This is a genomic window from Mycobacterium szulgai (assembly GCF_002116635.1).
Classification (GTDB): Bacteria; Actinomycetota; Actinomycetes; order Mycobacteriales; family Mycobacteriaceae; genus Mycobacterium; species Mycobacterium szulgai.
Window position 1 is genome coordinate 1 of the sequence record NZ_LQPW01000062.1, and the last position, 15,895, is coordinate 15,895.

Genomic DNA, 15,895 nt, shown 5'->3' on the forward strand with positions numbered 1-15,895 from the left:
GGTGCCTCCGGTGCGGCCGGCTCGGGTGCGGTCGGGTTGACCGGCGGCGTCGGGGGTACCGGTGGAGCGGGCGGGGCCGGTGGCGCCAAGGGCCTGCTGTTCGGTGCCGGCGGGGTCGGCGGGCACGGCGGTGATGGCGGCGCCGGCGGCGCGGGCGGAAACGGCGGCTCCGGCGACGGCGCAATCGGCGGTGACGGCGGCACGGGCGGCGGTGGAGGGATCGCTGGTGCCGGCGGTGCGGCCGGTGCCGGCGGCGGCACCGCTGGGACCGCGGGCACCGGTGGTACCGGCGGTGCGGGCGGCACCGGCGGTACGGGCAGCGCCGGCGCGGGCACCCTGGCCGATGGAACTGGTAACGAAGGCTTTGCGGGCGGGGACGGGGGCGCCGGCGGAGCGGGCGGCAACGCAATCGCCGGTGGTGGCAACGGCAACGGCGGCGCCGGGGGCAACGGCGGCCTCGGCGGCGCCGGCGGCACCGGCCGATCCGGCGTCGACCTCGGTGCCGCCGTCGGCAATGGCGGTGCCGGCGGCCACGGCGGGACGGCCGGTGCGGGCGGGCAAGCCGGCACCGGTGGTAGCGGCGGCGCCCAGGGCGCTGCCGGGACTGGCGGGACCGGCGGTACCGGCGGAAACGGGGGTGCCGGAGCCAACGCGGCCACCGTGCTGGCCGACGGCACCGGCAGCGACGGCGGCAACGGCGGCAACGGCGGCGCAGGCGGGGCCGGCGGCAACGGAATCGCCGGTGGCAGCAACGGTAACGGCGGAACGGGCGGGAACGGCGGCACCGGCGGCACCGGCGCCAACGGCCAGTCGGGCCTCGGCCTGAGCACAGCCGGCGGGGCCGGTGGCGCCGGAGGGACCGGCGGCACGGCCGGTGCAGGCGGCCAGGTCGGCAGCGGCGGCACCGGCGGCACCAGCGGCTCGGCCGGAACCGGCGGCACCGGCGGGACCGGCGGAAACGGCGGCGCCGGCGACAACGCCACCACGGCTCTCGCCGACGGCACCGGCAGCGACGGGTTCGCTGGCGGGTCCGGCGGCCGTGGCGGCCAAGGCGGCAACAGCCAAGGCGGCACCAACGGCAGCGGCGGCAACGGCGGCAACGGCGGCACCGGCGGCACCGGCGCCAACGGCCAGTCCGGCGTCGGCCAGGGAGTAGCCGGCGGGAACGGCGGCACCGGCGGTACCGGCGGCGAAGCCGGTGCAGGTGGCCAGGCCGGCGATCTCGGCACCGGGGGCGCCCACGGCACTGGAGGCACCGGAGGCGCCGGCGGCGGTGGGGGCACCGGCGGCGACGGCGACAGCGCCACCACCAATCTGGCCGACGGCACCGGCAACGACGGGTTCGCCGGCGGCGCCGGGGGCGCCGGAGGTGCGGGTGGGGGAAGTTCCGACGGCGGCACAAACGGCCACGGCGGCCTTGGCGGCAACGGCGGCAACGGCGGCAACGGCGCCGACGGGAGATCCGGCGTCGGGCTCGGCGCAGCCGGCGGCAACGGGGGCGGTGGAGGCGCCGGCGGCTCCGCCGGCGCCGGCGGCCAAACCGGTAACGGCGGTACCGGCGTCTACCACGGCGCAGCGGGCTCGGGCGGCAATGGCGGCAATGGCGGCACCGGCGGAGCCGGCGACAACGCCACCGGGACGTTGGCCAACGGCACCGGCAACACGGGCTACGCCGGCGGGGCCGGCGGTGCCGGCGGCGACGGCGGCGCGGGCGGCCACCCCGAGACCGGCATCGGTGACGGCTTCCGCGGCACCAACGGCAGCGGTGGCAATGGCGGCATCGGCGGCGCCGGCGGCACCGGCGCCCACGGCGCCGACGGCGACTCAGCCACCGCCGCCGGCAGCGGCGGAGCGGGCGGCACCGGCGGTGCCGCCGGAGCGGCCGGCCAAGCCGGCGCCGGTGGCGACGGTGGCGCCAATGGGTCCGCCGGCACCGGCGGGACCGGAGGGACCGGCGGCGATGGTGGCATCGGCGCCGATGCCACAACGACTCTGGCCGATGGCACCGGTGCAGTTGGCGGAGCTGGCGGGGGCGGCGGGGACGGCGGCCAGGGCGGCAGCGGCGTCGGCGGCACCAACGGCAATGGCGGCAAGGGCGGAAACGGCGGCGACGGCGGCACCGGAGGCACTGGAGCCGCCGGACCCGAATCGGGCAGCGACGGCGGCGACGGCGGAAGCGGAGGAAACTCGGGCGCGGGCGGCCATGCCGGCACCGGCGGAACCGGTGGCTCCGAGGGCAATGGCGGCACGGGAGGCACGGGAGGCGCCGGCGGCGCGGGAGGCGACGGGGCCACCCACAACGCGTCCGGCGCCGGCGGCACCGGAGGCAACGGGGGCAACGGCGGCGACGCCAACGGCACCGGCAGCACCGGTGGTCGGGGTGGCATCGGCGGCACCGGCGGCAACGCTGGCACTAACCAAACGGCCATCACCCCCACCGGTATTGCCGGGGCCGGCGACCACGGCGGCAATGGCGGCAACGGCGGCAACGGCGGTACCGCAACCGGCACCGGGAGCACCGGAGGCGACGGTGGCGTCGGCGGTGCGGGCGGGGGAGGCAATTACAACTACACCGGCGGCAACGGCGGCAACGGCGGCAAGGGCGGCACCGGCGCCGCGGGCGGCGGCAACGGCGGCGGCGGCGGGCTCGGTGGCTCCGCGTCAGCGTATGGCTCCGGCGGCACCGGCGGCACCGGCGGTGCCGGCGGGGATGCGACCGGCGCCAGTGGCACCGGCGGCGACGGCGGCGACGGCGGCACCGGCGGCTATGGCCTCTATGCATCTAGCTCGACCACCGGGATTGGCGGTAACGGCGGCAACGGCGGCAACGGCGGTTATGGCGCCAGCGCTGGTGGGGCAGGCGGCGCCGGCGGGACTGGCGGCGGCGGCGGTTTCGGCGCTTACAGCGCCGCCTACGCCGGCACCGGAGGCAACGGCGGGCTGGGCGGCAACGGCGGCGAAGGTGGCAATACCGGCGCTGGTGGCACCAATGGCAGCGGCGGAAACGGCGGAACCGGCGGGTGGGGCGGTGCGGGCTCTAGTGGCGTCGTCGACGCCAACGGCAACCCCCTCAGCCAGGTGGGCAACGGCGGCAACGGCGGTGACGCGGGCGGCGGTGGCGCGGCCGGCACCGGAGGTGTCGGTGGCGCAGATGGCAAGGGCGGGTACGGCGGCGGCGGCGGCTTAGGCGGCTTCGGCGGCTTCTCCACCAGCCAAACTGGCGGCACCGGCGGCAACGGTGGCAACTCCACCAGCCCCGGCGGCATCGGCGGCACCGGCGGACAGGGCGGCGTTGGCGGCAACAATGGCGGAACCGGCGGAACCGGCGGAAGCGGCGGCACCGGATATGTCACCGGCGGCACCGGCGGACAGGGCGGGACGGGCAGTAGCTTTGGCCTGAGTCCCGCAGGCGCCGGCGGCACGGGCGGGACCGGCGGCGACGCCATCGGCCCCAACGGGACGGGCGGTGTGGGTGGGGCTGGCGGCGCTGGTGGGCAGTCGTTCGCAAGCCCCAACAACGGGACTGGTACCCCTGGCGCCAACGGCGGCGATGGCGGAGCGGGCGGCAACGGGACGGTAGCCGGCGGGACGGGCGGGGCCGGCGGCACCGGCGGAGCCGGCGGCGCGGGCCCGAATGGCGGCGGTGCGGGCAAGGGCGGCAACGGCGGACTGGGTGGCGACGGCACGGCTGCCGGAAGCACCGGGGGCGACGGCGGCGCCGGTGGTACCGGCGGCGTCGGCGGTACGGGTGATGCCACCGGCATCGGTTCGACCGAGACGAGAACCGGCGGCGCCGGAGGCGATGGTGGCACTGGCGGCGCCGGCGGTTCCGGCGGCGTCGGTGGTACGGGTGGCGCCGGCGGCACCGGCGGCACGGGCGGCAACGGCGGCCAAATTGGCTCTACCCTCGGCGTCCCGGGAACGGTTGGCAACGCCGGCGCACCCCCGACGGGCACCACCGGTGGCGACGGCGGAGATCCCGGCACCGGAGGAGACGGCGCAACGCTAAGCGGCGGCGGGCTGATCGGCGACGGCGGGGCAGGCGGGACGGGCGGGGCAGGCGGCTAACCCTAGAGCCGCCACCACGGGTTGAACCGCAACGGCGTCGTCGGATCGACGCGCTGACCGGGCAACGGCACCGCCACCTGAACATCGGCGTCATCGGCGGCCGTCAGCACCCGCTCAACCGGCTCGGCCCACGGATGCGGCGCCAGCCGGAACGTGCCCCAGTGAATCGGTACCAGCAGCCCCGATTCACTGACATCCAGGTGCGCCCGCACAGCTTCCTCGGGGTTCATGTGGATGTCGGGCCAGGCCGTGTGGTACGCGCCGATCGGCATCAGCGTCAGGTCGAACGGCCCATGATCAGCGCCGATCTGCGCGAAGCTCTTGGTGTATCCGGTGTCACCGCCGAAGTACGCGCGACGGCTGGGCCCGACAAACGCCCACGACGCCCACAGCGTGTTGTTCCGGGTGAAGAAACGCCCGGAGAAATGCCGCGCCGGCACGCAAATGACGGTGAGCTCGTCGACCTGAGCACTTTCATTCCAGTCCAGCTCGACGATCCGATGCTTCGGAATCCCCCACGACCGCAGATGGGCGCCCACCCCGAGCGGTACGAAGAACGGGGCACGCTGGCTGCGCGCCAGCGCCGTGATCGTATCGATGTCCAGGTGGTCGTAGTGGTCGTGGCTGATGACAACCGCGTCGACGGCGGGCAGGCCTTCCAGTTGCACCGGCGGCGGATGCAGCCGCTGTGGACCGACGATGTCCGACGGCGAACAACGATTGCTCCACACCGGATCCGTAAGCACGCGGTAGCCGTCGATTTCCAGCAGCGCGGTCGAATGGCCGAACCAGCTCACGGCGAGCCGGCTGGCTTCGCCGCGGTAGATCTCGGGAGCTGCCAACGGGATCGGCGCAGGGGGACGGCTAGCCTTGCGCGCCGCGAGCAACTCCCAGCCGATGAGCCGCAACTGCTCACGGTCCATCAAGTACAGCGAGGACGGGTCGAGGTTGACAAAGGAACCGTCACGGTAGTTCGGCGACGCCTCCGCAGCCGCCTCAAGGGACGCCGGGTCGGCGCCAAGTGCCGCAGGCGCACCGTGCAGCGCACGCAAAAGCCAGCTGCCTGCCGCCAGCGAGGCGGTACCGGCCGCCAGTCGCAGCACTCGGGCCGTCATGACGATTACGCCCCCTGAAAGTTCGGCGGCCGCTTCTCCACCCGAGCGACCTGTGCCTCGATCACATCCTGGCTGCCCCACGCCTTGTCGAACAGCTCTTTGTGCACCGGTTCGGGTTCCTCGATGGACCCGTCGTCGTTGAGTACCCGTTTGGCGTGCTGAATCGCCAGCGGCGCCAGACCCGCAATATCGGCCGCCCACGCCTGGGCATCGGCCAGCGTTCCGATCCGGTTGGCCATTCCGGTGAGCAGCGCGGTCTCGGCGTCCAGCTTCTCCGCGGTCAGCAACATCGCGCGGGCCCGACCGTGACCAACCAGCGACGACAGCCGGCGGATACTCCAATTATCCAGGGCCAGACCGTATTTCGATGTCGGGAACTGGAAAAACGCATCCGGTGCGATGACCCGTAGATCACACTGCATGGCCAGCTGCAGCCCGGCACCGATCGCGGGCCCGTTGATGGCGCCGATCACCGGTATCAGCGTCGCGTCCAGCACACGATGCAGTTCGACGAGCCGGTCAGGGTAATCCGCGGCGAACGCGTCCCCGCTCAGGTCGGCTCCGGCGCAGAACACCGTGCCCTGGCCGGTCAACACGATGGCCCGGATGGAGCCACCACTACCGGCTTTGAGCACCGCCTCCCGCAACTCCTCGACGAGCTGGGAATTCAGGGCGTTGCGCCGCTCGGGCCGCTGCAGCTCAATGGTCAGAACCGCTTCGGTCTGGGTGATACCGATCATGGGGGCCAGGATATATAGCCTCGTGCGTGTGAGCCGGATCACGACCGACCAACTGCGCGACGCGGTACTGGACGAGGGCTCGTTCATCAGCTGGGACAGCAAGCCGCTGCACGTGCCGATCACCGACGCCTACGCGCGGGAACTGGCCGATGCCCGCGCCGCCACCGGCCGCGACGAATCCGTGCTGACCGGCGAGGGCAGCGTCTTCGGGCGCCGAGTGGCCGTAGTGGTCTGCGAGTTCGACTTCCTGGGCGGGTCCATCGGGGTGGCCGCGGCCGAACGGATCGCCGCCGCCGTCGCGCGGGCGACCGCTGAGCGGCTGCCGCTGCTGGCCTCGCCCAGCTCCGGCGGCACCCGCATGCAGGAGGGCACCGTCGCGTTTCTGCAGATGGTCAAGATCGCCGCCGCCGTCGAATTACACAAGCGGGCACACCTGCCGTACCTGGTGTATTTGCGAAACCCGACCACCGGAGGCGTTTTCGCGTCCTGGGGTTCGCTGGGACATGTCACCGTCGCCGAGCCGGGCGCGCTGATCGGCTTTCTCGGGCCGCGGGTGTACGAGCTGTTGTACGGCGAGCCGTTTCCGCCGGGCATTCAGACGGCGGAAAATCTGCAGCAACACGGGGTCATCGATGGCGTCGTCGCACTCGAGCGGCTGCGACGGACGCTGGATCGTGCACTGACGGTGATCACCGACGCCCCCGAGCCAGCGCCGGCCAAGCCGCCGCCCGCGCCGATATCCGATGTGCCGGCCTGGGATTCGGTGATCGCGTCGCGCCGCCCGGACCGCCCGGATGTCAGGCAGCTGCTGCAACACGGCGCCACCGCCGTAGTGCCGCTGGCCGGCACCGGGCACGGCGAGGCGGCGACGACCCTGCTGGCGCTCGCCCGTCTGTCGGGCCAGCCGGCGGTGGTCCTCGGCCAGCAGCGCGTCGGCGGCGGGATCGTCGGACCCGAGTCCCTGCGAGCGGCCCGGCGCGGCATGGCGTTGGCCGCCGGGCTACGGCTACCGCTGGTGCTGGTGATCGACACGGCCGGACCGGCGCTGTCGGCGGAAGCCGAGGAGGGTGGTCTGGCCGGCCAGATCGCCCAGTGCCTGGCCGAACTCGTGACGTTGGATACGCCGACGGTGTCGGTGCTGCTGGGCCAGGGCAGCGGCGGTCCCGCGCTGGCCATGGTCCCCGCCGACCGAGTGCTGGCCGCGCTGCACGGCTGGCTGGCGCCGCTACCGCCCGAGGGCGCCAGCGCCATCGTTTTCCGCGACACCGCGCACGCCCCTGAACTCGCCGCCGCACAAGGCATTCGGTCGGCAGACTTGCTTGAGTCCGGGATCGTCGACGCGATCGTGCCTGAGCTTCCCGAAGCCGCCGATGAGCCGGTCGAGTTCTCGGTACGGCTATCCCGCGCCATAGCCGCCGAGCTGGCCGCGCTGCGGGATACTCCAGCAGCCGAACGCACAGCCGCGCGATTGCAGCGGTACCGCAGCATCGGGGTCCCCCGCGACACATAACCACGGCACACGAAACGCCGAAAAACCTGTGCCAGGCTTATGTCTGGACGAAACTCACCAGCAGGCCATGACGTCCTACCGTGCGTGAGAGACCTGATTGTCGGCAGTGAGGCTTTGCGCGCAGGCAAGCTGACCAGGTACCAGCTGCGGACCAGCTTCCGCCCCATCTACCCCGGCATTTACCTGAGGCGCCACGTCGAACCCACGCTGCGAATCCGCAGCGAAGCCGCGTGGCTGTGGTCGGGCCGGCGCGGCGTCCTTGCCGGGCTGGCCGCTGCGGCACTGCACGGCTCCAATTGGATCGACGACGACGGCCCCGTAGAGCTGATCTGGCGCAATCAGCATGCGCCCCACGGCGTGCTCACCCGCAATCAGCGGCTGGACGCCAAGGAAGTCACCCGCGTCGCCGGCCTGCCGGTAACCACGCCGGCACGCACGGCATTCGACCTGGGACGGCAACACTCCCCCGCAACTGCGGTGGCCCGACTCGACGCACTCATGCGGGCCACGCCGTTCGCCATCGAGGAGGTACTGCTGCTCACCAGGCGACACCCGCGAGCCCGACAAGTGCGCCAGCTCAGACAGGTTCTGCCCCGCATAGATGCCGGCGCGGCTTCACCGAAGGAGACTTGGCTGCGGCTAACGCTTATCGACGCGGGCTTGCCCACCCCGCAGACGCAGATACCGGTGGTAGCCAACTACCGGACGGTCGCGTTCCTCGATATGGGCTGGGAAGAGGTCAAGGTCGCAGTCGAGTACGACGGCGACCAGCACCGCACCAATCGGCGTCAGTACGTGCGAGATATGCGCCGGCTGAAGACACTCGAGGAGCTTGGCTGGATCGTCATCCGCGTAGTCGCCGAGGACCGGCCCGAAAGCATTGTGCGCAAAGCCCGCGAGGCGCTGCGCCGCCGCGGATACCGTCAGCCCACCAAATAACGCTGGATCGTCGGGCCCAGCCACTCGACCACCTCGTCACGCGACATCTCGACAACCGGCGGTAGCCGTAACACGAAGCGGCACAACGCAAGTCCTAGAATCTGCGTGGCAATGAGGCCCGCTCGTCGCGCCGCCTCGCCGGCCGGCACCAGCGCTGCGACCAGCGGCTGCAATTGCGTCCCAAAGATCTCCCGCATCCGTTGCGCCGCTTCTTCGTTGGTGGTGGCACAGCGCAGCAGAATCACCAGCGCCTCGTCACCCTCCCAGCGCTCGAAGAAGTGGCGGACCAACGTCGAACCGACCTCGGCGCGGTCAATGGAGTCCAAAGACGGAAACCGCAGATCGAACTCGACCGCGGCGGCGAACAACTTGTCCTTGTTGCCGTAGTAGCGCATCACCATCGCGGGATCGATCCCGGCGTCGGCGGCGATCGCCCGAATCGTGGCCGCCTGAAAGCCTGCCATGCCGAACCGTTCCCGCGCCGCGGCCAGGATTACGGCCTTGGTTTCTTCCGACGATCTGCGCATGTCAACAATTGTAGGCCAACAAGTGTTGACATCACCAGCCCGACACGCCACCCTGGAGTTATGCCAACAAGCGTTGACTATCCAGAGGAGGAACCATGAACGACATCGACGTCCTGGTCATCGGCGCCGGCCCCACCGGTCTCACCCTGACCGCGTCCCTGCTGTCCCGCGGCATCAAGGCGGTCGTCGTCGACAAGCTGCCGTCGGGCGCCAACACCTCGCGCGCGGCCGCCGTCAACGCACGCACACTCGAGGTTCTCGAGGAACTCGACGTGTCCTGGCGCATGGTCAAAACGGGTCTCGTCGCGCCCCGGTTCACCATGCGCCAAGGCAAGAGCGTGCTGATCCCGATCGACTTCAGCATCCTGCCGACCGACTACCCGTACACCCTGATGATCTCCCAGGCCGACACCGAACAAATCCTGGAGCGACGCCTCAGTGAGCTTGGCGGCGAGGTGATCCGCCCCAAGGCCCTCAACCGCCTTGACCAGGACGCGACCGGCGTCACCGCCACCTTCGACGACGGCGAAACCCTAAGGGCCGGTTATGTTGTCGGCGCCGACGGAATGAACAGCACGGTGCGCGCCCAAGCCGGCATCGGCTTTTCCGGCGGCGAATTCGCCGAGTCCTTCGCCCTGGCCGATGTTCGCGTCACCGGCGAGGCGCCACGCGACGAGGTGATCCTGTTCTACGGCAACGACGGTCTGAACGTTTTGGCCCCGCTGCCCGACGGCATCTTCCGGGTCGTCGCGCCGGCTGCCGACGCACCGGAATCACCGGACGCACGGTTCGTCCAGCACCTACTGGACACCCGCGGCTTCGGGCCGGGCCGCACCGTGGTCACCGAGCTGCTGTGGGGCTCGCGGTTCCGAATCCATCACCGGGTCGCCGATCGCTACCGGGCCGGCCGGATCCTGCTGGCCGGCGACGCGGCCCACGTGCACAGCCCGGCCGGGGGTCAGGGCATGAACCTGGGCATCACCGACGCCGTCACGCTGTCTAAAGCGCTGGCCGATGCGCTCGCCGAGGGCCCAGCCGCGCTGGACGCCTACAGCGCATCCCAGCGCCATAAGGCCCAGCAAGTGCTCAGCCTGACCGGGCGCCTCACCCGCGTGTCGACTCTGCCGCGCCCGCTACGCCCGATTCGCAATTCGGCGTTGCGACTGGCCGCCAAAGCGCCCGCGGTGCGACGCCAGCTGGCCTGGCGGTTGAGTGGCCTGGTCTACCGGTGATCGGTCGGCGAGGATCTCGCCGCCTTCGCCGAGCACGACCACCCGGTCGACGCCATCGACGTCGTCTGGGCGGTGCGAGATCAGCAGCACCGTCCGGTCGGCTAGCACCGTCTCAATCGCCCGTCGCACCACCCGCTGACCCGGCAGATCCAGCGCTGACGTCGCCTCGTCCACGATCAGGACGGCCGAATCGGCCAGCAACGCCCGCGCCAGGGCGATGAGCTGACGTTGCCCGGCCGACAGCAGCACGCCCCCGTTGCTGATCTGGGTCTCGAGCCCGGCGGGCAGCGCCTCGATGAACCGGTCGGCCCCGACCACCCTGGCCGCTTCCTCGACCTCACCCGAGGTGGCATCCGGGCGACCGAACCGGATGTTGTCGGCGATAGAGCCGGAGAACAGGAAGCTCTCTTCAGAGACCAGCACCACATGGCGCCGCAATTCCGACCGCGGCAGCTGGCGCAGGTTGGCACCGTCGAGGGTGACCGAACCCGACGTCGGGTCATAGAACCGGGCCAGCAGTTTGGCGACGGTGGACTTGCCGACACCGCTGGCCCCGACCAGCGCGACGGTCTGCCCCGCGGGCACGGCCAGCGACAGCCCGGACAGCACCGGGCGGCCGGGCACGTAACCGAAATGCACGCCCCGAAAAGCGACCGCGCCGCGCACCGACTTGCGCGCCGGCGCGTCGGCGTAGGAGACCGCCGGCCGTCTGCCAAGCGCTGCGGCCAGCTTCTCCAAAGCCGACCCCGCGGCCTGAAAAGCGTTGAAAAAGTGGGTTATTTCGTGCATGGGTTCAAAGAACATCCGCAGGTACAGCAGAAACGCCGCGAACGTTCCGATCGTCATATCGCCGCGCAGCACCAGAATCCCGCCGTAAATCAGCACCATGCCGATGGTGACGTTGCCGATCACCTTCACGCCTGGGGTGAACAGGGCCATCAGCTTGAAGGACTTCTCGTTGATGGTGCGGTACTGGTCGGCGATGTCTTCGAAGACGACCTGGTTGCGCGCCTCCTGCCGGTAGGCCTGCAGCGATTTGATGCCGGCCATCGCCTCGATGAACTGCATGATGACCAGCGCGGTGCTCTCCCGCACCTCTCGGTAGGTCTTCGACGACTCGGCGCGAAACCAGGCACCCAGGGCCAGCAGGACGGGAAACACCGCCAAGCACATCAGCCCGAGCTGCCAGTCGAGCACGACCAGCAGCACGCCGATGCCGATCGGCGTGAGCGCCGCGGTGATCAGGCAGTCGAAGCCGGCCGCGAGCATGTCCTGGACGGCTTCGACGTCATTGGTCAGCCGGCTGACCACCCGGCCGGTGGTATACCGCTCGTGAAACGCGGTGTCGAGTCGCTGAAAGTGCCGGAACACCCGGCGGCGCAACTCCAGCAGCACCTTGAGTCGCACCACCCCGGCGCGGTTGAGGAACAGCCAACGGCTCAAACCGTGCACGACAACCGTCAAGCACAGCATCCCGACGATGAGGAACAGCGCGCGCGCCGATTCGCCATGCATGATCGACGGGATTCCGTAGTCGATGCCGCGGCGCACCAAGAGCGGAACCGTGAGGCGCGCAGCGTTTTCCACCACCGCTACCAACAACAACAAGCCCAGCGCCCGGGCGTGCGGACGCATCAGCGAGCCCAGCAGCAGCCGGGCGTCGCGACCGTGTGCCAGGGTGTCGTCGATCGCTGGATCCGGTTCAGCGCTTGAGACCTCGCGTACCGGAATGGGACGGGTATCCAGGGTCGTCATCGTTGTTCCGCCAATTCGGTTGGTGCGCCGGCCATTAGCTGCCGGTACGCCGGCACCTGCGCGAAAAGCTCTGCGTGCGTGCCGATGTGGGTAATGGTTCCGTCTTCCAGCAAGGCGACGCGGTCGGCGAGCGCCACGGTGGACGGCCGGCGCGCGACCACAATCCCGGTGGCCCCGTTCAGAACCCGGCGCAACGCGGCGATCACCTCGGCCTCGGTGCGCGCATCCAGCCCGGTCAGGGCGTCGTCGATGACGAAGATCAGCGGCGCGGCCACCAGCGCCCGGGCCAGGCACAAGCGTTGCCGTTGCCCGCCGGAAAGCTGCATGCCCTGCTCTCCGATGCGGGTATCCAGCCCGAACGGCAGCTCGTAGACGAACTCCGCGGCGGCCACCTCGATAGCCTGGAAAACTTCCGCGTCGCTGGCCTCCGGCCGGCCCAGGCGCAGGTTCTCGGCCACCGACATGGAGAACACCGTCGGTTCCTCGAACGCGGTGCTGACGGCCCTGCGCAGCGCGGGCAACGACAGTTCGCGGATGTCATGGCCGTCGATGAGGATCTGCCCCTCGGACACGTCGTAGATCCGGGACAGCAGCGAGGTGAGCAACGACTTACCCGAACCCATGGCGCCGACCAGCGCCAGCGTCTCCCCCGGCGCGATGGTGAGCGTGATGTGCCGCAGCAACCACTCGCCGGTCGGGACCCGGAACCCGACGTCGCGCAACTCCAGCCAACCGGACAACGCCGGATCCTCGCCCGCCTCAGCGCCGACATCGCAAGGGGCATCGAAGATTTCGGCGATCCGGTCGGCAGCCGTCATCGCCTCCTGGGTCATGGAAAGCAAGAATCCCATCGCCGTGACGGGCCAGACCAGCGACAGTGTCATGGTGATGAAGGCGGCCAGCGTGCCGATGGTGAGCATCTCGTGGCCCACCGCATAGGCGCCGAAGCCCAGCAGCACAATCAGCGCGAGGTTCGGGATGACCTCGAGTAAAGTCCAGAACTTCGCGGCCACCGAGACCTTGTCGCGGCCGACGTCATAGAGCGTGGTGACCTCCGCGTCGAACTGGTCGAACACCTGGTCTTCGCGACCGAACGCCAGCACCACACCGCGCCCCAGCGTCGACTCTTCGACATGCGTTGCCAAATGGCCGGTTTGGTCCTGGACGTGACGCGACAACCGGGTGAATTCGCCCTGGTAATGCAGCACGGTCGCCACGATCGGCACGATCGACCCCAGCACCACCAGACCCAGCGGCCAGTACATCACCAGCAGGCACACCGTCACCACGGTGATCTGAAGCACGTTGAGCATCATGAAAACCGCGCCGAACGACAACAGGTCGCGAATGGTGGCCAGGTCGTTCATGATCCGCGACACCAATTGCCCGGACTGCCAGCGCTGATGGAAGGCCATCGGCAGCAACTGCAAACGAGCATGCAGCTCACGGCGAATATCGGCTTCCACGCCCATGGTGGCGTGCGCGGTGAGCCAGCGGCGGATGAACAACATCGCGGCCTCGGAGAGCCCGAGCGCCATGGCCGCCGCGCCCAACGTCCACAGCCCGCGCAGGTCGTGGTGGCGTACCGGTCCGTCGATCACGGCCTTGGTCATGATCGGGATCCCCACCGTCGCAACGAGGCTGGCGCCCGCGGCCACCAAGATGACGATCCAGCGCCCCCGGTAGGGAATCAGGTAGCGCAGCAGCCGTCGCAGGTTGGTGACCGCCCGGCGCCGCCGGGGCGCGGCCGCGATCGCCGGCACGCACACGAGTTCAGTCACGACGAGCTTGTCTCCCGATACCATTGCGAAAAGCGGCCAAGACGTCGAAAGTCTTGACCTGCCATCGTTTTCGATGATGAGGCCGGGCAGTCGCAGCGCAGCGTCGAAACCGTAACCATTCAGCCAAACCAGGTTTGCCCGCGCCTCCCACCGCCATAGATCACAATCAGGCAAAATAGGCCGCATGGACACTGGTCTGACCTCGCCTCGAGTCTTGGTCGTCGATGACGATTCCGACGTGCTCGCCTCGCTGGAACGCGGCCTGCGGCTGTCCGGATTCGAGGTGTCGACCGCCGTCGACGGGGCCGAGGCCCTGCGCAGCGCCACCGAAACACGCCCCGACGCGATCGTGCTGGACATCAACATGCCCGTGCTGGACGGCGTCAGCGTCGTCACCGCACTGCGCGCGATGGACAACGACGTGCCGGTCTGTGTGCTGTCCGCGCGCAGCTCAGTCGACGACCGGGTAGCCGGCCTGGAGGCCGGCGCCGATGATTACCTGGTCAAACCGTTCGTGCTGGCCGAGCTGGTGGCGCGGGTGCGGGCGCTGCTGCGCCGCCGCGGCGCCACCGCGACGTCGTCCTCGGAAACCATCACGGTCGGCCCCCTGGAAGTGGATATTCCCGGCCGGCGCGCCCGGGTCAACGGCGTCGACGTAGACCTGACCAAGCGCGAGTTCGACCTGCTCGCGGTGCTCGCCGAGCACAAGACGGCGGTCTTATCGCGCGCCCAACTGCTCGAGTTGGTGTGGGGCTACGACTTCGCCGCCGACACCAATGTCGTCGACGTCTTCATCGGCTACCTGCGGCGCAAGCTGGAAGCCAACGGTGGCCCCCGGCTGCTGCACACCGTGCGCGGCGTCGGTTTCGTGCTCAGGATGCAATAGGTGAACCTGCTGCAGCGGTTGTTGACCCGCACGCCCTCGTTGCGGACCCGGGTGGTGGTGGCGACGGCCATCGGCGCCGCGATTCCGGTGCTCATCGTCGGTACCGTGGTGTGGGTCGGCATCACCAACGACCGCAAGGAGCGGCTGGACCGCCGGCTGGACGAGGCCGCCGGCTTCGCGATCCCGTTCGTGCCGCGTGGCCTCGACGAAATCCCGCGCTCACCCAATGACCAGGACGCCCTGATCACGGTCCGGCGCGGCAACGTGGTCAAGTCGAATTCCGACATCACCCTGCCCAAGTTGCAGAAGGACTACGCCGACACCTACATCCGCGGGGTGCGCTATCGGGTGCGCACCGTCGAGATCCCGGGACCCGAGCCCACGTCGGTCGCGGTCGGCGCGACGTATGACGCGACCATCGCCGAGACCAATAACCTGCATCGCCGGGTGTTGCTGATCTGTACCTTCGCCATTGGCGCGGCCGCGGTGTTCGCCTGGCTGCTGGCCATCTTCGCGGTAAGACCGTTCAAACAGCTGGCCGAACAGACCCGGTCCATCGACGCCGGCGACGAGGCGCCACAGGTCGAAGTGCACGGTGCCAGCGAGGCCGTGGAGATCGCCGAGGCGATGCGCGGCATGCTGCAACGCATCTGGAACGAGCAGATCCGGACCAAGGAGGCGCTGGCATCCGCCCGCGACTTCGCGGCGGTGTCCTCCCACGAGCTACGCACACCGCTGACCGCGATGCGCACCAACCTCGAGGTGCTGTCCACCCTGGATCTGCCCGACGACCAGCGCAAAGAAGTGCTCAACGACGTCATCCGCACCCAGTCGCGGATCGAGGCCACGCTCAGCGCGCTGGAACGGCTGGCCCAGGGCGAGCTGTCCACCTCCGACGACCACGTGCCCGTCGACATCACCGACCTGCTCGACCGGGCCGCTCACGACGCCACCCGCATCTACCCCGAACTCGACGTCTCCCTGGTACCGTCCCCGACCTGCATCATCGTCGGGATGCCGGCCGGGTTGCGCCTGACCGTCGACAACGCGATCGCCAACGCCGTCAAACACGGCGGCGCCACCCGGGTCCAGCTGTCCGCGGTCAGCTCGCGCGCCGGCGTGGAGATCGCCATCGACGACGACGGCTCCGGAGTCCCCGAGGACGAACGCCAGGTGGTCTTCGAACGGTTCTCCCGCGGGTCGACGGCGTCGCATTCGGGCTCGGGCCTGGGCCTGGCGCTGGTCGCCCAACAGGCGCACCTGCACGGCGGGACGGCTTCGCTGGAGAACAGCCCGCTGGGCGGCGCGCGCCTGGTGCTGCGCCTGCCGGGGCCCACTTAAA

11 protein-coding genes are annotated in these 15,895 nt (G+C 70.3%); 6 read left to right on the forward strand and 5 right to left on the reverse strand.

Annotation, left to right across the window (positions count from 1 at the left end; translation table 11 throughout):
* The coding region (locus tag AWC27_RS32675; RefSeq protein WP_169726760.1) for a PE family protein at nt 1-4,068 on the forward strand (4,068 nt) is incomplete at its 5' end.
* 2 nt (nt 4,069-4,070) lie between these two features.
* Here the strand turns inward: AWC27_RS32675 and AWC27_RS11250 are convergent.
* Nucleotides 4,071-5,183 (reverse strand): MBL fold metallo-hydrolase, encoded by a 1,113-nt coding sequence (locus AWC27_RS11250; protein ID WP_085670562.1) that lies wholly within the window; start codon nt 5,181-5,183, stop codon nt 4,071-4,073.
* 5 nt (nt 5,184-5,188) lie between these two features.
* A complete protein-coding gene (locus tag AWC27_RS11255) occupies nt 5,189-5,923 on the reverse strand; it encodes an enoyl-CoA hydratase (RefSeq protein ID WP_085670563.1) in 735 nt (244 codons plus the stop codon).
* A 28-nt stretch (nt 5,924-5,951) separates the two neighbouring features.
* Here AWC27_RS11255 and AWC27_RS11260 point away from each other — a divergent pair, with 28 nt between their 5' ends.
* Nucleotides 5,952-7,433, forward strand: a complete 1,482-nt coding sequence (locus tag AWC27_RS11260) for an acetyl-coenzyme A carboxylase carboxyl transferase subunits beta/alpha (RefSeq protein ID WP_085670564.1) — start codon at nt 5,952-5,954, stop codon at nt 7,431-7,433.
* Between the two features lie 84 nt (nt 7,434-7,517).
* On the forward strand, nt 7,518-8,372 hold the full coding sequence (locus AWC27_RS11265; RefSeq protein ID WP_245847001.1) for an endonuclease domain-containing protein: 855 nt from the start codon (nt 7,518-7,520) through the stop codon (nt 8,370-8,372).
* On the opposite strand, the gene AWC27_RS11270 is transcribed toward AWC27_RS11265, so the two are convergent.
* Nucleotides 8,357-8,899 carry a TetR/AcrR family transcriptional regulator gene (locus tag AWC27_RS11270; protein ID WP_085670566.1) on the reverse strand — a complete coding sequence of 181 codons (543 nt, stop codon included), beginning with the start codon at nt 8,897-8,899 and terminating at the stop codon, nt 8,357-8,359. The two genes, AWC27_RS11265 and AWC27_RS11270, sit on opposite strands and share 16 nt — an antisense overlap.
* Before the next feature lie 95 nt (nt 8,900-8,994).
* Here AWC27_RS11270 and AWC27_RS11275 point away from each other — a divergent pair, with 95 nt between their 5' ends.
* On the forward strand, nt 8,995-10,131 hold the full coding sequence (locus AWC27_RS11275; protein WP_085670567.1) for an FAD-dependent oxidoreductase: 1,137 nt from the start codon (nt 8,995-8,997) through the stop codon (nt 10,129-10,131).
* On the opposite strand, the gene AWC27_RS11280 is transcribed toward AWC27_RS11275, so the two are convergent.
* Both AWC27_RS11280 and AWC27_RS11285 read right to left on the reverse strand, forming a co-directional pair.
* Nucleotides 10,033-11,886 carry an ABC transporter ATP-binding protein gene (locus tag AWC27_RS11280; RefSeq protein WP_085670568.1) on the reverse strand — a complete coding sequence of 618 codons (1,854 nt, stop codon included), beginning with the start codon at nt 11,884-11,886 and terminating at the stop codon, nt 10,033-10,035. The two genes, AWC27_RS11275 and AWC27_RS11280, sit on opposite strands and share 99 nt — an antisense overlap.
* A complete protein-coding gene (locus AWC27_RS11285; RefSeq protein ID WP_085670588.1) occupies nt 11,883-13,691 on the reverse strand; it encodes an ABC transporter ATP-binding protein in 1,809 nt (602 codons plus the stop codon). The genes AWC27_RS11280 and AWC27_RS11285 overlap by 4 nt, the downstream gene beginning before the upstream one ends.
* A gap of 151 nt (nt 13,692-13,842) precedes the next feature.
* Here AWC27_RS11285 and prrA point away from each other — a divergent pair, with 151 nt between their 5' ends.
* Both prrA and prrB read left to right on the forward strand, forming a co-directional pair.
* Nucleotides 13,843-14,553 carry a two-component system response regulator PrrA gene (gene prrA, locus AWC27_RS11290; RefSeq protein ID WP_139801801.1) on the forward strand — a complete coding sequence of 237 codons (711 nt, stop codon included), beginning with the start codon at nt 13,843-13,845 and terminating at the stop codon, nt 14,551-14,553.
* Entirely contained in the window at nt 14,554-15,894 is a 1,341-nt protein-coding gene (prrB, locus tag AWC27_RS11295) for a two-component system sensor histidine kinase PrrB (protein WP_085670569.1), read from the forward strand.
* Nucleotide 15,895 lies beyond the last annotated feature (1 nt).